This window comes from Streptomyces liangshanensis, from assembly GCF_011694815.1.
Lineage (GTDB): Bacteria > Actinomycetota > Actinomycetes > Streptomycetales > Streptomycetaceae > Streptomyces > Streptomyces liangshanensis.
On record NZ_CP050177.1, the window covers coordinates 2,356,423 to 2,375,637 of the forward strand.

Consider the following 19,215-nt stretch of genomic DNA (forward strand, 5'->3'; position numbering starts at 1 on the left):
CCCCCTGGGGAGGGGAGGAGAGGGTAGTCGTTCATCTGCTGATGACGCAGGAGATACACGCGAACGGATTGTCCGGCGGAAAATATTGGGAAGGCTCATGCGGTACGTACGGCACACGATCCAGCGCTATTCGAGTGAACGCGGACGGGAGCCGACATGCCCGCAGCCTCTCAGTCGCCGACCGAGCAGCTACAAAGAACGGTAAAGCATCCCAAAAGACCACAAACCTCCCGGAGCACCGCCAGGTCCTCACCCCCTTCCCCCGATCCGAGCGCCCCACCCGCACCACCCGCCCTGCCTGTCACGCCCGCACAGCACCCAGGTGATTCAGTGAAACCGCTGATTGGTCGCATTCCCGTCCTGGACGTACACCCGCTCGTCGACTGCGGCAAACGCCCCGCGAAGGCGGTGAGCGGTGAAACCTTCCAGGTCACCGCCACCGTCTTCCGCGAGGGCCATGACGCGGTGGCGGCCAATGTCGTCCTCACGGATCCATCGGGCCGCCCCGGCCCCTGGACCCCCATGCACGAGCTCGCCCCCGGCACCGACCGCTGGGGCGCCGAGGTCACCCCCACCGAGGAAGGCCGCTGGACCTACACCGTGGAGGCCTGGAGCGACCCCGTCGCGACCTGGCGCCACACCGCCGGGATCAAGATCCCGGCCGGCATCGACACCGAACTGGTCCTCGCCGAGGGGGCCGCGCTCTACGAGCGCGCCGCCGTCGGCGTACCGAAGAAGGACGGCCGGGAGGCCGTGCTCGCCGCCGTCGACGCGCTGCGCGACCGGGACCGCCCCGCCGGGGCCCGGCTGGCCGCCGCCCTCTCGCAGGACGCCACCGCCGCGCTCGGCCGCCACCCGCTGCGCGAGCTGGTCAGCTCCTCGCGCCCGCTGCGCCTGCTGGTCGAGCGCCGGCGGGCCCTGTTCGGGTCCTGGTACGAGCTGTTCCCGCGCTCCGAGGGCGCCGTGGTGAAGGAGGGCGAGCCGCCCGTCAGCGGCACCTTCCGCACCGCCGCCGAGCGGCTGCCCGCCGTCGCCGCGATGGGCTTCGACGTCGTCTACCTGCCGCCCGTCCACCCGATCGGCACGACGCACCGCAAGGGCCCCAACAACACCCTGACGCCGGGCCCCGAGGACGTCGGCGTGCCGTGGGCCATCGGCTCGTCCGAGGGCGGCCACGACGCGATCCACCCCGACCTCGGCACGATCGAGGACTTCGACCACTTCGTGGAGACCGCGCGCACGCTGCGCATGGAGGTCGCGCTCGACTTCGCGCTCCAGTGCTCCCCCGACCACCCCTGGGTCGCGAAGAAGCCGGAGTGGTTCCACCACCGCGCGGACGGCTCGATCGCCTACGCCGAGAACCCGCCGAAGAAGTACCAGGACATCTACCCGATCGCCTTCGACAGCGACATGCGAGGCCTGGTCCGCGAGACCGTGCGCGTGCTGCGGTACTGGATGTCCCACGGGGTACGGATCTTCCGCGTCGACAACCCGCACACCAAGCCGGTGCTCTTCTGGGAGAAGGTCATCGGCAACATCAACCGCACCGACCCCGATGTCGTCTTCCTCGCCGAGGCGTTCACCCGCCCCGCGATGATGCGCACGCTCGCGGCGGTCGGCTTCCAGCAGTCGTATACGTATTTCACCTGGCGCAACAGCAAGCGGGAGCTGACGGAGTACCTGACGGAGCTGTCCCGCGAGACCGCCGCCTACATGCGGCCGAACTTCTTCGTGAACACGCCGGACATCCTCCACGCCTACCTCCAGGAGGGCGGCAGGCCGGCCTTCGAGGTGCGCGCCGTGCTCGCCGCGACGATGGTCCCGTCGTGGGGTGTGTACGCGGGATATGAACTCTGCGAGAACACCCCCGCCAAGCCCGGCAGCGAGGAGTACCTTGATTCGGAGAAGTACCAGCTGAGGCCCCGGGACTGGGAGGCGGCCGAGCGTGAGGGCCGTACCATCGCCCCGCTGATCACCACGCTCAACCGGATCAGACGACGGCACCCCGCGCTGCAACAGCTGCGCGACATCCACTTCCACGAGGCCGACAACGAAGCGGTCATCGCGTACAGCAAGCGGGCGGGCTCGAACATCGTTCTGGTGGTCGTCAACCTCGACCCTCACCACACCCAGGAGGCGACGGTCTCGTTGGACATGGAGCGGCTCGGCCTCGAATGGCACGAGACCGTCCCGGTGCGCGACGAGCTCACCGGCGAGACCTATCACTGGGGCAGGGCCAACTACGTGCGCCTAGAGCCGGGCGTCACGCCCGCGCACGTCGTGGTCCTGCGACCGTCCCCGCCGATCGGAGGGTCACCCACATCATGATCGTCAACGAGCCCGTCCACGACACGTTCGAGGACACCCCGGCCCAGGACCGTCATCCCGACTGGTTCAAAAGGGCCGTCTTCTACGAGGTCCTGGTGCGTTCGTTCCAGGACAGCAACGGAGACGGCATCGGTGACCTCAAGGGCATCACCGCCAAGCTGGACTACCTCCAATGGCTCGGTGTCGACTGCCTCTGGCTGCCGCCGTTCTTCAAGTCGCCACTGCGCGACGGCGGCTACGACGTCTCCGACTACACCGCCGTCCTCCCCGAGTTCGGCGACCTCGCCGACTTCGTGGAGTTCGTCGACGCCACGCACCAGCGTGGCATGCGCGTGGTCATCGACTTCGTCATGAACCACACCAGCGACCAGCACGAATGGTTCCAGGAGTCCCGCAGGGACCCCGACGGGCCGTACGGCGACTACTACGTCTGGGCCGACGACGACAAGCAGTACCAGGACGCCCGGATCATCTTCGTCGACACGGAGACCTCCAACTGGACCTTCGACCCGGTGCGCAAGCAGTACTACTGGCACCGCTTCTTCTCGCACCAGCCGGACCTCAACTACGAGAACCCGGCGGTGCAGGAGGAGATCATCTCCGCGCTCCGCTTCTGGCTGGACCTCGGCATCGACGGCTTCCGCCTGGACGCCGTGCCGTACCTGTACCAGAAGGAGGGCACCAACTGCGAGAACCTCCCCGCGACCCACGCCTTCCTCAAGCGGGTGCGCAAGGAGATCGACGCGCACTACCCGGACACGGTGCTGCTCGCCGAGGCCAACCAGTGGCCCGAGGACGTCGTCGACTACTTCGGCGACTACGCCAAGGGCGGCGACGAGTGCCACATGGCGTTCCACTTCCCCGTGATGCCGCGCATCTTCATGGCGGTACGGCGCGAGTCCCGCTACCCCGTCTCCGAGATCCTGGCGAAGACCCCGGCGATCCCCGAGAACTGCCAGTGGGGCATCTTCCTCCGCAACCACGACGAGCTGACCCTCGAAATGGTCACGGACGAAGAGCGCGACTACATGTACGCGGAGTACGCCAAGGACCCCCGGATGCGCGCCAACATCGGCATCCGGCGCCGCCTGGCGCCCCTGCTGGACAACGACCGCAACCAGATCGAGCTGTTCACCGCCCTGCTGCTGTCGCTGCCGGGCTCCCCGATCCTCTACTACGGGGACGAGATCGGGATGGGCGACAACATCTGGCTCGGTGACCGGGACGCCGTACGGACCCCGATGCAGTGGACCCCCGACCGGAACGCGGGATTCTCCTCCAGCGACCCCGGCCGGCTCTACCTCCCGACGATCATGGACCCGGTGTACGGGTACCAGGTCACCAACGTGGAAGCGTCGATGGCCTCGCCGTCCTCGCTGCTGCACTGGACCCGCCGGATGATCGAGATCCGCAAGCAGAACCCGGCCTTCGGGCTCGGCTCGTACACGGAGCTGTCGTCGTCGAACCCGGCGGTGCTGGCGTTCCTGCGGGAGGCGCCCTCCCCGGACGGCAAGGGCGACGACCTCGTCCTGTGCGTCCACAACTTCTCGCGGTTCGCCCAGCCCACCGAGCTCGACCTCAAGGAGTTCAACGGGCGGCACCCGGTGGAGCTGATCGGCGGGGTGCGCTTCCCCGCCATCGGCGAGCTGCCGTACCTGCTCACCCTGGCGGGCCACGGCTTCTACTGGTTCCGGCTCAGGAAGGATGTCGCGTCGAGCTGACGCGACCGGATGACGTGCGGGGCGGTTTCCACCGCCCCGCACGGGGCACGTTCCCCACGTCCGACGCGTACGGAATTCACGCCGTATCGAGTCCGTACGGATCATCGTCACCCGACACGTCCCGCACAGCCGGACAGCAGATGCCGCAATCCGGGACACTCTGCGCATCCTGTGGTGTGCCCGGGGAAAGGACGCGAGGCCATGACGAAGGCTGCATCCACCCGGATCACGCCGTACGGCGCTCCCGACCGCGCCGTGTCGGCCAACGACGCCGCGGCGCTCCTCGGGTCGCTGGCGCCGCTGCTCCACGACTGGCTCCCCCGCCAGCGCTGGTTCGCGGGCAAGGGACGCGCGGTGACCGGCTTCGTGCCGGTGACCGTCACCGAGCTGCGACCGACGCACGCCGGGGATCCGGCCCTGCTCCACCTGCTGGTACGGGTCGAACAGGGCGCCGCCGGGGTCTCCGCCTCGGCCGGCGACTGCTACCAGCTGCTGCTCGGCGTCCGGGAGGCCCTGCCCCCGCACCTGGCGTCGGCGCGGCTCGGCCGGGCGACCCAGGGGCCGCTGGCGGGCCTCACGGTGTACGAGGGCCTGCACGACCCGAGCCTGGCGGAACTGCTGCTGGAACGATTGCGCAACGCAGGGTCATGGGGACCGCTACGGTTCGGCCGCGCGCGGCCCATCCCGGCCGGCCTGACCGGGAAGCTGCTCGACGCCGAGCAGTCCAATTCGTCCCTCGTCTACGGGGACGCCGTGCACGGAAACGCCGCACACGGGGACGCCGAACGCGGGGACGCCGAACGCGGGGACGCCTACATCCTCAAGATCCTCCGCCGGGTCTTCCCCGGCCCCCACCCGGACCTGGAACTGCCGCTGGCCCTCGCCGCGGAGGGCTGCGACCGGGTGCCGGCGCCGGTGGCGTGGTTCGAGGCGGACGATCCGACGGGCGGCGACGAGACGCTCACGCTCGGTGTGCTCCAGCCGTACCTGCGCGGGTCGCGGGACGGCTGGCAGCTGGCGCTGGCCGCGCTGGGGGCGGACCGGGAGTTCACGTCGGAGGCCCGCTCGCTGGGGCGCGCCACCGCGGAGGTGCACCTCGCGCTGGCCTCCGCCCTGCCGACCGTGACGCTGGGGCGCCGCCAGACCGGGCAGCTCGCGCACGGGATGCTCGGCCGCCTGGACACGGCGGCGCAGGCGGTGCCCGCGCTGATCCCGTACGTACCGGGCCTGCGGGCCGCCTTCGACGCGCTCGCGGGTCTCGACGAGGCGGCGCGCGGGCGGCCGGCCCAGCGGGTCCACGGTGACCTGCACCTGGGCCAGGCGCTCCGTACCCCCGACGGCCGCTGGTCGGTGATCGACTTCGAGGGCGAGCCGGCCATACCGCTGGCCGAGCGCCGCCGCCCGCAGCCACCGGTCCGCGACGTGGCGGGGATGCTGCGCTCGTTCGACTACGCGGCGCGGTCCCACGAGCCGTGGCGGGCGGACTGGGCGACACGGTGCCGCGCGGCGTTCTGCGAGGGGTACGCGCAGGCGTCGGGCACGGATCCGCGCTCGGAGCCGGAGCTGCTGCGGGCGTACGAGACGGACAAGGCGGTGTACGAGGTGCTGTACGAGGCCCGCCACCGCCCGGCCTGGCTCCCGGTCCCGATGGCCGCCATCCGCCGCCTGGCGGGCGAACACCAGTGACCCCCGGGCCCACGACCGCACCGCACCCGGGCCGTCCTCAAGCCCCGGACGGGCCCGATCTCCCCGGCTGCCCGGCGAACCCCCCTCGGCCCCGATCCCGATCCAGCCCGACCGGGCCACCATCGAACCTGTCCGGGCCGCCACCATCAAGCCCGTCCGGCGATTGAGGACAACGCAAGGCCGCAGGCCGAGCACCCCACCGGCCCCCGCACATCCCCACCACGGGACGCCCCATCCAGCCCGTCCGGCGCTTGAGGACACCGCAAGGCCGCAGGCCGAGCCACCCACACCGCAACGACAGACCCCCCGCTCCCCCAGGAGGCACCGCCCGTGACCGCCCGTCCGTCGTCGCCCGACACCCCGCCGAGCACGCCGCCCCCGCCCGAGCGCCCCACCGCGTCCGTCCCGGCCCCCGCGACCGGCGAGGAGGCCCAGGCCGGCACGAAGAAGGCCAAGAAGGCCAAAAAGGCCAAGGAGACCACGGTGTCCAAGCGACCGGAACAAGCACCCACCCCGGCGAAGCCCTCCCCCACCCCCTCCCCCACCCCCGCCGTCCCACCCCTCCACCCCACCGACCGCGAGCGCCTCCTCAGCGGCTCGCACCACGACCCGCACGGCCTCCTCGGCGCCCATCCCGTCAACGGCGGCGACGGCGGCATCGCCGTCCGCACCCTGCGCCCGTACGCGCACGCCGTCACCGTCGTCACCGACGACGCGCGGATCCCGCTGGACGACGACGGCGACGGCTTCTTCTCCGGGGTCCTCCCCCTCACCGCCGTCCCCGCGTACTCGCTCCTCATCCGCTACGGGGACGCGGACGGCGTCGACGACGTCGAGGTCCACGACCCGTACCGCTTCCTCCCCGCCCTCGGCGACCTCGACCTGCACCTGATCGGCGAGGGCCGCCACGAGGAGCTGTGGAAGGCGCTCGGCGCCCGCCCCATGACCCACCAGGGCGTCACCGGCACCCGCTTCACCGTCTGGGCCCCCAACGCCCGCGGCGTCCGCGTCTCCGGCGACTTCAACTACTGGGACGGCACCAGCCTCCCCATGCGCTCGCTCGGCGCCACCGGCGTGTGGGAGCTGTTCGTGCCGGGCATCGGCGAGGGCGCGCTGTACAAGTTCGACATCACCCGCCCGGACGGTACGCACACCATGCGCGCCGACCCGATGGCCCGCCGCACCGAGGTACCGCCCGCGACCGCGTCCGTGGTGACCGAGTCGCACCACGTCTGGCAGGACGAGGAGTGGATGGCGCACCGGGGCGACCGCGCCGTGCACGAGGCGCCGTTCTCGGTGTACGAGATCCATCTCGCCTCCTGGCGGCCCGGCCTGACGTACCGTCAGCTCGCCGTCCAACTGCCCGCGTACGTCAAGGATCTCGGCTTCACGCACGTCGAGCTGATGCCCGTCGCCGAGCACCCCTTCGGCGGCTCCTGGGGCTACCAGGTCACCGGCTTCTACGCCCCGACCTCCCGCCTCGGCACCCCCGACGACTTCCGCTTCCTGGTGGACGCGCTGCACCGCGCGGGCATCGGTGTGATCGTGGACTGGGTGCCGGCCCACTTCCCCAAGGACGAATGGGCGCTGGCGCGCTTCGACGGGCGGCCGCTGTACGAGTCCGAGGACCCGCAGCGCGCCGAGCACCCCGACTGGGGGACGCTGGAGTTCGACTACGGCCGCACGGAGGTCCGTAACTTCCTGGTCGCGAACGCGGTGTTCTGGTGCGAGGAGTTCCACATCGACGGCCTGCGGGTCGACGCGGTGGCCTCGATGCTCTACCTGGACTACTCCCGCGAGGCGGGCCAGTGGTCCCCCAACGAGCACGGCGGCCGGGAGAACCTGGACGCGGTGGCGTTCCTCCAGGAGATGAACGCGACCGTCTACCGGCGCTGCCCCGGCGTGGTGACGATCGCCGAGGAGTCCACGGCGTGGAACGGGGTCACCCGCGCGACGCACCTGGTCGGCCCCGACGGCTTCGGCGGGCTCGGGTTCGGGCTGAAGTGGAACATGGGGTGGATGCACGACTCGCTGGACTACGTGGCCAAGGAGCCGGTGCACCGCAAGTACCACCACGGGGAGATGACGTTCTCCATGGTGTACGCGTACAGCGAGAACTACGTCCTGCCCATCTCGCACGACGAGGTCGTGCACGGGAAGCGGGCGCTGGTCTCCAAGATGCCCGGGGACTGGTGGCAGCAGCGGGCCAACGAACGCGCCTACCTGGGCTTCATGTGGGCGCACCCGGGCAAGCAACTGCTCTTCATGGGGCAGGAGTTCGCGCAGGGCGCGGAGTGGTCGGAGGGGCACGGCCCGGACTGGTGGCTGCTGGACCCGTCGTACGAGGCGGCGCCGGACCACCAGGGGGTACGGGACCTGGTGCGCGACCTGAACGCGGTCTACGGCGCGACGCCGCCGCTGTGGGAGCGGGACACCTCCCCGGAGGGCTTCTCATGGGTGGACGGCGGGGCGGCGGAGGACAACGTGTTCGCGTTCCTGCGCTACGACGCGGCCGGGTCGCCGCTGCTGGCGGTGTCGCACTTCGCGCCGGTGGTGCGGCACGACTACCGGCTCGGGGTGCCGGAGAAGTACGCGGCGTGGACGGAGGTCCTGAACACGGACGCGGCGCGGTACGGGGGCAGTGACGTCCTGAACCCGGAGCCGGTGAAGCCGGAGTCCACCCCGTCCCACGGCCACCCGTCCTCCCTCCACCTGACCCTCCCCCCGCTGGCCACGATCTGGCTCCGCCCGACCCCCTGACCCCGGGGACCGGGTGTCCTCAATCGCCGGACGGGCTGAGTTCTGTGCCGCCCGTCCGGCGAGAAGGCCTCGGCTCAGCCGCACCGACCCAGCCCGTCCGGCGCTTGAGGACAAGCGGGGCCGCAGGCCCCGTGACCGTGGCGCCGGCCTCCGGATCCCCACCGCCGGCGGCAGAACCAAGCCCGGCCGGCGATTGAGGCCACCCCGCGGCGACGAGTCACCCAGCACCCCGTGCGTCCGGCTTGATCAGCAGCAGGGCAATGTCGTCGCTTCCCCGGAAGGACTGGCGGGTCCGCCCCGCCCGGCGGACCAGCGTCTCCGACAGCGCGTCCAGCGAGCGCGGATCCGCGTTCCCCAGCCGCGCCGCGAACTCGGCGATCGAAGTGTCCAGGCTCGTACCGGGCACCTCCACGAGCCCGTCCGTGTACAGCGCGAGCACCGCGCCCGGCGGCAGCGGCACGTCCACCGTCCGGTACTCCGCCTCCGGCTCGATGCCGAGGAGGATCCCGGTCGGCACGTCCAGGATCTCCGTACCCCCGTCGGGACGGCGCAGGATCGGCGGCGGGTGCCCGGCCGTCGCGAGCCGCGCCCGGTGGTGCCGCAGGTCGAGGTGCGCGTACAGGCAACTGGTGAACAGCGTCGAACGCAGGTCGATCAGCAGGCGGTTGGTGCGCGCGAGCACCTCGTCCGGCGGCGCGCCCGCGCTGGCGTGCGTGTGGACCGCGGTACGCACCTGCCCCATCAGCGCGGCGGCGTTCACGTTGTGCCCCTGGACGTCGCCGATGACGGCCGCGGCCGACGTGTCGTCCAGGCGGATCAGGTCGTAGAAGTCCCCGCCGATGTCCAGGCCGCGGGTCGCCGGCAGGTAGCGCGCCGCGACCTGGAGCCCGGGGATCCGCGGCAGGTCGTGGGGCAGCAGCGCGGCCTGGAGCCCCAGGGCGACCTGGTTCTTGGAGTCGTAGAGCCGGGCCCGCTCCAGGGCCTGCGCGATCACCCCGGCCAGCGAGATGAGGGCGGTCCGCTCGTCGGGCGGGAAGAGGTGCGGCCGGTTGTACCCGAGGACGCAGCAGCCGATCGTCCGCCCGGAGGCGAACATCGGCAGGTAGGCGAACGACGCCTTGTCCGGGCTCAGTTGGACGCTCGGTGAGGTACGTCTGAGTTCGTCGCCGTCCGTCGAGAACAACGGCGTGCCGTTCTGGATCGCCCGGACCACGGGCGTCTCCGCGCTCATGGCGAGGCCGTCGAAGACCTCCGCGATGTCCCGCCGGAAGCCGCGGCAGCCGACCACCTTGAGCCGCCCCTCGTCGGCGGTGACCAGGGCCATGGCCTGGGCGTTGATGACGGGCATGATGTGGTCGGTGACCGTGTCCGTCACGTCCCGTACCCCCACCGCGTCGGTGAGGACGGACGACAGGTGCAGCAGCTGGAAGAGCGCGCCGGGCCTGGTCCGCTCCACGGCGGTCGGCGTCAGGACCGGATCCTGCACGCCGTCCCCCTCGCCCCCGTCGCCGGGCGCCTCCCCGGGGGTGACCCGGACGCTGACCCCGGTGGCGTCGGGGTAGAGGTGGAAGGCCAGCCACTGGCCGGGGGGCCGCCGGGCGGAGAACGACGTGGGCAGCCTGCTGAAGAGCGAGCCGAGGTACGCGTTCTCGTACACCGGGTCGTTCAGCCAGGGCAGGGCGTCCCAGGGCCTGGCCCCCAGCAGGCCGTCACGGGTACCGCCCAGCAGCTGGACGGCGTGGCCGTTGAGGAAGGTGATGCGGCCTTCGAGGTCGAGGGCGCAGATGCCTTCCGGGAGGCGTTCGGTGAGGTCCGCGCCGGCCTCCGCGTGCCGGGTGGGCGGGGGGTCCATCACGCGCAGTTCGGTGGACCGGACGGGATGCCCCGCCTCGGCGGCCCGCTGCAGGAGGCACGCGATCCGTTCCGCGCCCTCTTCGAGCGCCCGCGTCTCCCGCTCGGAGAGGGCGGGCTCGTGCGTGCCCGGCCACAGCTGGAGCAGGGAGCCCCAGCGGGTGGGGCCGGACGACACGGGGACGACGCCCAGGGCTATGGGGTACGGCAGGGCGAGTGCGGTACGGGGGAAGCGGCGGGCCATGTCCGTGTGGCTGGGCACCCACACCATGCGGCCCTCCCGCGCCGCCTCGGCCGCCGGGACCGTGGAGGCCAGTGCCACCTGGATCCAGGGCGTCGCGACCCGCCGGGACAGGCCGGTCACGAAGGCCATGCGCAGGACCTGCTCCGCGGGATCCAGCATGTACAGCGCCCCGACGTGCGCGCCCGTGCCCCGTCCCACGTCCGCCAGGACGCGTTCCACCTCCGCCTCGGTGGAGTACTTGTCCTCCTCCACGCTCACGACGTCCCGGGTGGCACGGCGCCGTCCCGCGCCCGCAGGGGGATGTCGAACCGGTCAGATCGGATATCACCCATATGTGGATGTTAGTCCCCGCCCCGGGTGCCGGACACCTGGGGCGGGGGCCCCGCGCACCCCCTCAGGCCCCGTCCGGCGCCTCCGCGTCGGCCGCGCCCGTCCCGCTCGCCGACTTCAGCCGCGACGGCACCTCCGCGTTGCGTACGATCGCCAGCCGCTGCGTCGTCCGCGTCAGCGCCACGTACAGGTCGTTCGCCCCGCGCGGGGAGCCGTCCAGGATCCCTTCCGGGTCGACCACGACCACCGTGTCGAACTCCAGCCCCTTCGCCTGCCGGGGATCGAGCACGACCACCGGCCGCGTCAGGTCGGGCGCGCCGCCCCAGGACGCGTCCGGCAGCTCGGCCCCGAGCGCCGGGACGAGCCCCGGCGGCGCGATCACCGCGAGCCGCCCCTCCCCGGGGCGCCCCTCCGCGGAGGGCCCTTCCGCGGACCCCGCCGCCGACCCCGCCGCGGACCCCGCCGATTCCGCCACCAGCTCCGCCGCCGTGCGCGCCATCAGCCCGGGTGCCACCGCCCGTACGAGCGGGGCGGTGCCCGTCGACCGTACGGACCGCGGCGGCTCGAAGAGCGGGTCCGTCAGCCGCCGTACCTCCGCCGCGACCTCCATGATCTCGGCGGGCGTGCGGTAGTTGACGCCGAGCCTCGACAGCTCCCAGCGCGTGCCCACGTACGGTTCGAGGATCCGCTGCCACGAGTCGCAGCCCGCCGCGTCCCCGGTCTGGGCCGGGTCGCCGACCAGCGTCATCGACCGGCTCGGGCAGCGGCGCATCAGCAACCGCCAGGCCATCGCGGACAGTTCCTGGGCTTCGTCCACGACGATGTGCCCGAACGCCCACGTCCGGTCGGCCGCCGCGCGCTCCGCGGCGCTGCGCGTGTCCGCCTCCTCGTGCCGCTCGGCGAACCGCTCCGCGTCGATGACGTCGTGGGCCGCCAGCACCTCCGACTCGTCCTCGTCCTCGAACTCCTGCGTCCGGGAGCCGTACGACAGCTCCAGCACACCCTGCGCGTAGGCGATCTGCTCCTGCCGTTCCAGCGCGGCCGCGGCGACCGCCGCGCTGTTGTCCTCGCCGAGCAGCTCCGCGGCCTCGTCCAGCAGCGGCACGTCCGCCGGGGTCCAGTCGATGGGCGCGTCCGCGCCGGTCCTGATCCCGGACCGGCGTACGGCCGCCGCGTCGCGCGCGTCCAGCCGCCAGGGCGCGGCCAGGAAGTCGGCGACGAGCCGCTGCGGGGTCAGCGTCGGCCACAGGGACTCGATCGCCGCGTGCACCTCACGGCTGGTGGCGACCTCCTTGCCGAGCTGTACGACGTCCGCCGGCGACAGCAGGTTGGGCCCGCCCTCCGGATCGGCGCCGATGCGCTCCGCGAGCTGCGCGGTGAGCGCGTCGATGACCCGGAAGGCGAAGGTGGGCCGCGCCAGGTTGTGCGGCAGCCCGGTCTCGCGGGCGCGCTGCCTGGCCTCGGCCGCCGTCTCGCGGTCCAGGACGAGCGTGCCGTGGTCCTCGTGCCGGATCTCCAGGGTGGGCCGGGGCAGCGACTGCCGGTCGGCGACCTCCTCGGCCAGCACCTTCGCCATCGCGAGGCGCCCCTTGACCTCGGCCGCCGCCGGGGAGTCCGTCCCGACGGCCCGTACGCCGGGGAACAGCTCCCCGGTCGTCGCCAGCAGCACCCCGGTCTCACCGAGCGAGGGCAGCACCTCGCCGATGTAGCCGAGGAAGGCCGGGTTCGGCCCCACGATCAGGACCGCGCGGCGGGCCAGCCGCTCGCGGTGGGCGTAGAGGAGGTACGCGGCCCGGTGCAGCGCGACCGCCGTCTTGCCGGTGCCGGGCCCGCCCTCCACGACCAGCACACCCCGGTACGGGGCGCGGATCACGCGGTCCTGCTCGGCCTGGATGGTCTGGACGATGTCGGCCATCCGGCCCGTACGCGCGGAGTTGAGCGCGGCGAGCAGGACGGCGTCGGCGTCCGGGTCCTCGTACCCCGTGCGCCGCGTGTCGGTGAGATCCATGATCTCGTCGTGCAGTCCGGTGACCCGGCGCCCCTGGGTGGTCAGGTGCCTGCGCCGGCGCAGGCCCATCGGCTCGAAGCCGGTGGCGAGGTAGAACGGCCGGGCCACGGGGGCGCGCCAGTCGATGAGGAGGGGGGTGCGTTCCTCGTCGTCGCGCCGTATGCCGATGCGCCCGATGTGGTGGGTGGTGTGGTCGGCGAGGTCGATCCGGCCGAAACACAGCCCGGACTCGACGGCGTTGAGGGAGGAGACCCGGCCGGACTGCTCGGCCACGGTGATGTCACGCTCGACCCGCGCCTGCCGACCGGTGCCGGACTGCCCCGCGGTCACCTCGACCGCGTCCTCGGCCTGCTCCCTCAGGGCGTCGAGACGCTCGTAGAGGAGAGTGACGAATTGTTGTTCGCCATGCAATTCCTCGGTTGACAATTGAGCCCCTGTCCAATACGCTGCATCCATTGCTTGAAACATGCCTTCGATCGCACATCGACGAAGACATGAAACAACCAATATACGCGAACGCAAGCCCCGACCGTCAATTCGGTGGGGGCTTTTTTGCTGCGTACGAACTGCGTACGAAAGGGACCGGCCGGCGCCGAAAGGCGTCAGAGCTCGTCGGCCAGCTCCTCCATCAGCCGGCGCTTCGGGCGGGCCCCGACCATCGACTTCACGGGCTCCCCGTCCCGGAACAACAGGAGCGTGGGCATGGCGAGTACGCCGTACCGCGTCGTGATCCCGGGGTTGGTGTCGACGTCGAGCTGGACGACCTTGAGGCGGCCGGCCTGCTCGGCGGCGACGGCGCTCAGGACGGGCGCGAGTTGCCGGCACGGCGGGCACCAGTCGGCGGTGAATTCCACCAGGACCGGCAGTTCCGACTCCCTTACCACCGCGTCGAAGTCCGTGTCCGTGACGGCGTCGACACCCTCGATCGTGATCATGCGTCCGTACCTCCGTGAGTGGGGTGAATGGGTGCGCGGTGAATTCCCTCGACAAACGCGTCCGTCAGGTCGCACCGGGGTTCCGGTCCGCCCGCCGACTCCGCCTCGGCCTGCGCCAGCTGCGCCCCGACCTGTGCGCGGACCGACCGGAGCCGGTCGATCAGCCCGTCCAGCTCGGTGAGCTTGCGCCGGTAGACGTCGAGCGAGGCGGGGCACGCGTCGCCCGCGGGGTGCCCGGCGCGCAGGCACTCGACGAACGGCCTCGTCTCCTCCAGGTCGAAGCCGAAGTCCTGGAGCGTCCTGATCTGCTGGATGAGCCGCAGGTCGTCCTCGTCGTACGTGCGGTAGCCGTTCACCGCCCGCCGGGCGGGCAGCAGCCCGCGGGATTCGTAGTACCTCAGGGCCCGGGTGGTGGTGCCCGCCCGCTCCGCCAGCTCGCCGATGCGCATGTCCCCGACGGTAAGCGTTGACGTGGGCGTCAAGGCAAGGAGTGCCGGGGCCACGTGTATCGGCTCCGTGTATCGGCTACGTGTCTACGTGTATCAGGGCAGCGCTACGCGTGTCCGGCCGCCGGCTCCTGGATCCAGCTCGCCAGCAGGCTCAGCGCCTGCGCCGAGGGGCTGCCCGGTTCGGCGGTGTAGATGCCGAGCATCTGGTCCGGGTCGGCGGTCGGGGTGAGCGCCTCGTAGTCCAGCGTCAGGTCGCCGACCAGTGGGTGGTGGTAGCGCTTGCTCCCGTACGTACGGCGCAGCACGTCGTGGTCGGCCCACCAGCGGCGGAAGTCCTGGTCCCCCAGCGACAGGTCCCCGATCAGCTCGGCGAGCCGGGGGTCGTGGGGGTTGCGCCCCGCGTAGAGGTGCAGCGCGGCGACCGTGCCGCGCGCGGTGGCCGCCCAGTCGGCGTACAGCTCACGGGCCGCGTCGTCGAGGAAGATGAAGCGGGCCATGTTCCGCTCGCGCTGCGGCAGCGCGTCGAAGTCCGCGAAGAGCGCGCGTGCCATCGCGTTGGACGCCAGGACGTCCAGGCGGCGGCCGATCACCTGCGCCGGGGTGCCGGTGAGGGTGTCGAGGATGCGGTACATCCCGGGCCGTACCCGCTGCGGCGGCAGGGGCCTGGCCAGCTTGCGGGTGGGCCTGGCCAGGGCGAAGAGGTGCCCGCGCTCGGTGTCGTCGAGGCGCAGGGCCCGCGCGACCGCGTCGAGCACGCTCTCCGAGACGTTGGTGCCGCGCCCCCGCTCCAGCCGTACGTAGTAGTCGACACTCACCCCGGCCAGCTGGGCGACCTCCTCGCGCCGCAGCCCCGGGACCCGCCGCGTCCCGGGGTGCGGGGGCAGGCCCGCGTCCTCGGGGGTCACGCGCGCCCGCCGGGAGCGCAGGAACTCCCGCAGCTCGCTGTTGCCCCCGCCCGCGGGGGAGCCGCCCGGGCGTGCGTCGGCCGCGCCTTGGCCGCCGGGGCCTGCGCCGCCCGGGCCTGCGCCGCCTGAGGTGGGGATGTCGGTCATCCATCCAGCGTAGAACCAGGTCACAGGCCCCGCGACGCGCCAGAGGGGTACTGCCGGACCCCCGGTGGAGCGGTACCCGTCCTGACCCCTGCGGGCGGGGTCCCCCGGTGGTTGTGTGGAGGGTGGGACACGGCGGCCGGAAGGCCGAGGAACGAGGAGCGGGGAGCGGGATGAAGCGCGGGATTCTGGGCGGTACGGGCATGTCGGTCAGCGAGGTCGCGCTGGGGACGATGATGTTCGGCGCGACGGGCAACCCCGACCACGACGAGTCGGTACGGATGATCCACCGCGCCCTGGACGCCGGGGTGAACCTCGTGGACACCGCCGACGTCTACAGCGGCGGCGAGTCCGAGGAGATCGTCGGCAAGGCCCTCAAGGGCCGCCGCGACGAGGTGGTCCTCGCGACGAAGTTCGGCTGGCCGGCGGGCGGCGACCCCAACCGCCAGGGCGGCTCGCCGCGTTGGATCGTCCGGGCGGTGGAGGACAGCCTGCGGCGGCTCGGCACCGACCACATCGACCTCTACCAGTTGCACCGCCCCGACCCGCACACGGACGTGGAGGAGACGCTCGGCGCCCTCTCGGAGCTGGTGCGTTCGGGCAAGGTCCGGGCCATCGGCTCCTCGTGCACCCCCGCCGAGCTGATCGTGGAGGCGCAGTGGGCGGCGGAGCGGCGCGGGCACCACCGGTTCCGTACCGAACAGCCCCCGTACTCCCTCCTGTTGCGCGGCATCGAGTCCGGTGTCCTGCCGACGGCCCAGCGGTACGGCATGGGCGTCCTGACCTACGGGCCGCTCGGCTCCGGGTGGTTGTCGGGCCGCGCGGACCCGTCGAAGGGCGCCCGCGCGGCGCGGGGTCCCGCGACCTTCGACCTGTCCGTCCCGGCCAACCGGGCGAAGGCGGAGGCGGTACGGAGGCTGACGGAGCTGGCGGTCGAGGCGGGGATGCCGCTGTCGCACCTGGCGACGGCGTTCGTACGGGCGCACCCGGCGGTGACGTCCGTCCTCATCGGCCCGCGCCGCCCCGAGCACCTGGACGACCTGCTGCGGGGCGCGGAGGCCGAGTTGACGGACGACGTCCTGGACCGTATCGACGAGATCGTGCCGCCGGGCACGAACATCAACCCGGACGACATCTACTACACACCCCCGGCCCTCGCCGACAAGCGCCTGCGGCGCGCGTGACGCGGGCGGTGCGTGCGACGCGTGCGACCTGAGGGGCTTCAGGCGCGGCGGGCGGCCCAGATGGCGCGTTCGGTGCGTACGGTCAGATCCTCGCGGCGCAGAAGGCTGTTCGGGCTGTTCGGGTCCAGGAGTGTGTCGAGCGCGGCGAGGTCCTCGGGGGCGAGACCGGGGGCGGCCACGGCCCGGACGCGCTGGAGGCTGGAGTGGGCGTAACGGCCGATGGCGGCGTCGCGGCCGCCCGGGATGTCGACCCGGAGGGTGCGCTCGGCCTCGACGGTGAAGCCGGCGGCCGTGAGCAGGGGCCCCCAGTCGGCGCCCCGGTGCGGAACGTGCTCGGCGTGGAAGGCGTCGGTCGCGGCATGGGCGCGCTCTTCGAGCCGGCTCTCGGGGGCGTCGGCGGGCAGGAAGCGGGGGAAGCCCGCCAGCTCGACGACGGCGAACAGGCCAGCGGGGGCGAGCAGGGCGCGGACGCTCCTGAGGGCGCGGCCGGGGTCGGCCATGTGGTGCATCGAGGCCGAGGCCCACACCAGGTCCGGTGTGCCGAGGTCGGGCCAGTGGTCGCTGTCGAGGTCGGCCGCCACGGTTCGTACGCGCCCCTCGACGCCGAGGGCGCGTGCCTTCTCGTGCAGCGAGCGCAGGTGCCCCGGCGAGGTGTCGACGGCGGTGACGTGCGCGTCGGGGAAGCGGGCGAGGAGCGCGAAGGTGCCGGCGCCGGTGCCGCATCCCAGATCCACGATCCGGCGCGGTGCGCTCCTCAGCGGCAGCCAGGCGATGAGGGACGCGGTGTGCTCGGCGAGCACCTCGGCGTCCAGGTCGAGGATCTCCGCCTGTCCGCTGTCGCCGCCGTGTTCGTGGTGGTCGGGGTGGGGGGTGTGCTGGTGGGTGTGGGCCATGGCGTGACCGTAAGCCCGTCATGCGCCGTACGCGAGACTCTTTGCGCCGTACGCAAGAAGGTGGCTCCGCACGCTGCCCGGCGCGCAAGATCACCCGCCGGACGGGCCCTGGTCGCCCGCGCCCTGGAAGCCTCCGCAGTCGGCTTCCGTACCGTCGGCGCCGGCCGCCTTCTGGTGGCCGCGGCGGGCGTCGCGGTCGAAGATGCCCATGATCTCGCACGGCCCGCCCTCGGCCCCGATGGCGTGCGGCGTCATGGTGGGGAACTCGGCGGCCTGGTTGGTGTCGACGCGAAATCGCCGGTGGCCGAGCATGAGGACGGCGGTGCCGGACAGCACGACGAGCCATTCGCGGCCGGGGTGCGCGCGCATGCGGGCGGGGTTGTCGGGCGGCGGGTCGGTCAGCCGCTGACGCATCACGCTCATGCCCGCGTCGCCCTTCATGGGCCAGCGCATCAGCCCGTGGGTGACGTCGATCATCGGGCTGATCACGACGTCGTCGGCGGCGTTCGCCACGAGCTGGTCCAGCGTGGTGTCCAGCGCGCGGGCGAGGGTGACGAGCTGGTCCAGGGCGAGGCGGCGCGGACCGTTCTCGATGCGGCTCAGCGAGGACTGGCTGAGGTTGGCGCGCCCGGCCAGCTCCTCCAGCGACCACCCCTGCGCGACGCGCAGCGCGCGGATCCGCTTGCGTACGAGGCTGTCCAGCTGCGCGTCTTCCTGCGTCATAGGCGTCACGCTATGCCGTGAACGCAACGCGGACCGAGGCATGTCGGGGGTCGCGACGCCCGTGCGCCGGCGGCCGACCCGCGCGCATCACCGCTCGCGGTCAGGACAGTCGCGCACCGTCAGGTGCCGCCGCTGCCACCACTGCCGCCAGCGCCGTCAGCGCCGTCGCGCAGGGAGCGGGCCATGCTCCGCAGGATCCGGAACGCGTCCGACCGCTCGGCCTCGGTCAGGCCGGCCAGCATCCTCAACTCGACGGCCCTGACCGCCGCGGACGCCGTCTCCAGGCTCCGCCGCCCCGAAGCCGTGAGCCGCGCCGGGAGAACCTTCCCGACAGGAGCCGCCGCGGGGCGGGTCACGTAGCCGTCCCGCTCCAGGGTCTGGAGCAGCACGTTCATCGACTGCCGGGTCACGAACGCGCCGCGCGCGAGCTCGGAGTTGGACAAGCCCGGGCGCTGGGCGAGCAGTTCGAGGCAGGAGTAGTGCGTCACCGTCATCCCGAGGGGTCGCAGCACCTCCTCCATGGCCGTACGCAGGGCGCTCGAAGCCTCTTTCAGCAGGTAGCCGAGGGAGGTGTCCAGGTCGACGCCGGGACCGCTTTGACTCATGTCAGTATTCTGACATACCGTGGTTCGTGTCAGGAATCTGACACGAGAGGAGCACCACCATGCCCGTCACCGGCCCCGACTTCATCTCGCTCCAGGCGCGCGACCTCGACGCGTCGCAGGCGTTCTACGAGCAGTACCTCGGCCTCGTCCGCTCACCGGCGGGCCCGCCGCACGCCGTCGTCTTCAAGACCGCGCCGATCGCGTTCGCCCTCCGCGCGGTCGTCCCCGGCACGGATCTCGCATCGGCCCCCCGGCCCGGCATCGGCGCGGCGATCTGGCTCCACGCCACCGACGTCCAGGCCATCCACGACGCCCTCGGCGCCGACGGCCACACCATCGTCTCCGCCCCGGCCGACGGCCCCTTCGGCCGCACGTTCACCTTCGCCGACCCCGACGGCTACCACGTCACACTGCACGACCGCACCTGACGACCCCCAAGGCGAGAACGC

General features: G+C 72.3%; 14 protein-coding genes. 6 read left to right on the top strand and 8 right to left on the bottom strand.

All coding sequences use genetic code 11. From position 1 onward, the window contains the following. The first annotated feature begins 339 nt into the window (after positions 1 to 339). The 4 genes from HA039_RS09915 (at position 340) to glgB (ending at position 8,495) form a co-directional block, all read left to right on the top strand. On the top strand, positions 340 to 2,328 hold the full coding sequence (locus tag HA039_RS09915; protein ID WP_167036509.1) for an alpha-1,4-glucan--maltose-1-phosphate maltosyltransferase: 1,989 nt from the start codon (positions 340 to 342) through the stop codon (positions 2,326 to 2,328). After that, positions 2,325 to 4,049 carry a maltose alpha-D-glucosyltransferase gene (gene treS, locus HA039_RS09920; RefSeq protein ID WP_167026848.1) on the top strand — a complete coding sequence of 575 codons (1,725 nt, stop codon included), beginning with the start codon at positions 2,325 to 2,327 and terminating at the stop codon, positions 4,047 to 4,049. Before HA039_RS09915 ends, treS begins: the two co-directional genes overlap by 4 nt. 201 nt (positions 4,050 to 4,250) lie before the next feature. Then, on the top strand, positions 4,251 to 5,735 hold the full coding sequence (locus HA039_RS09925) for a maltokinase N-terminal cap-like domain-containing protein (RefSeq protein ID WP_167026850.1): 1,485 nt from the start codon (positions 4,251 to 4,253) through the stop codon (positions 5,733 to 5,735). A gap of 330 nt (positions 5,736 to 6,065) precedes the next feature. Then, entirely contained in the window at positions 6,066 to 8,495 is a 2,430-nt protein-coding gene (gene glgB, locus HA039_RS09930) for a 1,4-alpha-glucan branching enzyme (protein WP_243869312.1), read from the top strand. 217 nt (positions 8,496 to 8,712) lie between these two features. Here glgB and HA039_RS09935 read toward each other — a convergent pair whose 3' ends face one another. From HA039_RS09935 to HA039_RS09955, 5 genes are all read right to left on the bottom strand, one after another. Beyond that, a complete protein-coding gene (locus HA039_RS09935; protein ID WP_243869314.1) occupies positions 8,713 to 10,848 on the bottom strand; it encodes a SpoIIE family protein phosphatase in 2,136 nt (711 codons plus the stop codon). A gap of 136 nt (positions 10,849 to 10,984) precedes the next feature. Further along, positions 10,985 to 13,384: a HelD family protein gene (locus tag HA039_RS09940; RefSeq protein WP_167026852.1), complete on the bottom strand. Its 2,400-nt coding sequence runs from the start codon at positions 13,382 to 13,384 to the stop codon at positions 10,985 to 10,987. 146 nt (positions 13,385 to 13,530) lie between these two features. Then, positions 13,531 to 13,863, bottom strand: a complete 333-nt coding sequence (trxA, locus tag HA039_RS09945; protein ID WP_167026854.1) for a thioredoxin — start codon at positions 13,861 to 13,863, stop codon at positions 13,531 to 13,533. Further along, positions 13,860 to 14,312, bottom strand: a complete 453-nt coding sequence (locus tag HA039_RS09950; RefSeq protein ID WP_167026856.1) for a MerR family transcriptional regulator — start codon at positions 14,310 to 14,312, stop codon at positions 13,860 to 13,862. The genes trxA and HA039_RS09950 overlap by 4 nt, the downstream gene beginning before the upstream one ends. A gap of 104 nt (positions 14,313 to 14,416) precedes the next feature. Beyond that, positions 14,417 to 15,364, bottom strand: coding sequence for a helix-turn-helix transcriptional regulator (locus HA039_RS09955; protein ID WP_167026858.1), 948 nt, complete (start codon positions 15,362 to 15,364; stop codon positions 14,417 to 14,419). Between the two features lie 170 nt (positions 15,365 to 15,534). Between HA039_RS09955 and HA039_RS09960 the strand changes: the two genes are divergently transcribed. After that, the gene (locus HA039_RS09960; RefSeq protein WP_167026860.1) at positions 15,535 to 16,545 is read left to right on the top strand and encodes an aldo/keto reductase; all 1,011 of its coding nucleotides are present in this window, start codon (positions 15,535 to 15,537) and stop codon (positions 16,543 to 16,545) included. A 38-nt stretch (positions 16,546 to 16,583) separates the two neighbouring features. On the opposite strand, the gene HA039_RS09965 is transcribed toward HA039_RS09960, so the two are convergent. From HA039_RS09965 to HA039_RS09975, 3 genes are all read right to left on the bottom strand, one after another. Then, positions 16,584 to 17,438, bottom strand: a complete 855-nt coding sequence (locus tag HA039_RS09965; protein ID WP_167026861.1) for a class I SAM-dependent methyltransferase — start codon at positions 17,436 to 17,438, stop codon at positions 16,584 to 16,586. Positions 17,439 to 17,528: 90 nt separating this feature from the next. Beyond that, positions 17,529 to 18,161, bottom strand: a complete 633-nt coding sequence (locus HA039_RS09970) for a helix-turn-helix transcriptional regulator (protein ID WP_167026863.1) — start codon at positions 18,159 to 18,161, stop codon at positions 17,529 to 17,531. A 119-nt stretch (positions 18,162 to 18,280) separates the two neighbouring features. Beyond that, positions 18,281 to 18,766 carry a MarR family winged helix-turn-helix transcriptional regulator gene (locus HA039_RS09975; protein ID WP_167026865.1) on the bottom strand — a complete coding sequence of 162 codons (486 nt, stop codon included), beginning with the start codon at positions 18,764 to 18,766 and terminating at the stop codon, positions 18,281 to 18,283. 59 nt (positions 18,767 to 18,825) lie between these two features. Between HA039_RS09975 and HA039_RS09980 the strand changes: the two genes are divergently transcribed. Next, entirely contained in the window at positions 18,826 to 19,194 is a 369-nt protein-coding gene (locus HA039_RS09980; RefSeq protein WP_167026869.1) for a VOC family protein, read from the top strand. Positions 19,195 to 19,215 lie beyond the last annotated feature (21 nt).

Bases quoted from the DNA above. Each gene is read 5' to 3' on its own strand.
- treS (WP_167026848.1), top strand. From the start codon at position 2,325: ATGATCGTCAACGAGCCCGTCCACGACACGTTCGAGGACACCCCGGCC.
- HA039_RS09925 (WP_167026850.1), top strand. From the start codon at position 4,251: ATGACGAAGGCTGCATCCACCCGGATCACGCCGTACGGCGCTCCCGAC.
- HA039_RS09940 (WP_167026852.1), bottom strand. From the start codon at position 13,384: ATGGATGCAGCGTATTGGACAGGGGCTCAATTGTCAACCGAGGAATTG.
- trxA (WP_167026854.1), bottom strand. From the start codon at position 13,863: ATGATCACGATCGAGGGTGTCGACGCCGTCACGGACACGGACTTCGAC.
- HA039_RS09950 (WP_167026856.1), bottom strand. From the start codon at position 14,312: ATGCGCATCGGCGAGCTGGCGGAGCGGGCGGGCACCACCACCCGGGCC.
- HA039_RS09955 (WP_167026858.1), bottom strand. From the start codon at position 15,364: ATGACCGACATCCCCACCTCAGGCGGCGCAGGCCCGGGCGGCGCAGGC.
- HA039_RS09960 (WP_167026860.1), top strand. From the start codon at position 15,535: ATGAAGCGCGGGATTCTGGGCGGTACGGGCATGTCGGTCAGCGAGGTC.
- HA039_RS09965 (WP_167026861.1), bottom strand. From the start codon at position 17,438: ATGGCCCACACCCACCAGCACACCCCCCACCCCGACCACCACGAACAC.
- HA039_RS09970 (WP_167026863.1), bottom strand. From the start codon at position 18,161: ATGACGCAGGAAGACGCGCAGCTGGACAGCCTCGTACGCAAGCGGATC.
- HA039_RS09975 (WP_167026865.1), bottom strand. From the start codon at position 18,766: ATGAGTCAAAGCGGTCCCGGCGTCGACCTGGACACCTCCCTCGGCTAC.
- HA039_RS09980 (WP_167026869.1), top strand. From the start codon at position 18,826: ATGCCCGTCACCGGCCCCGACTTCATCTCGCTCCAGGCGCGCGACCTC.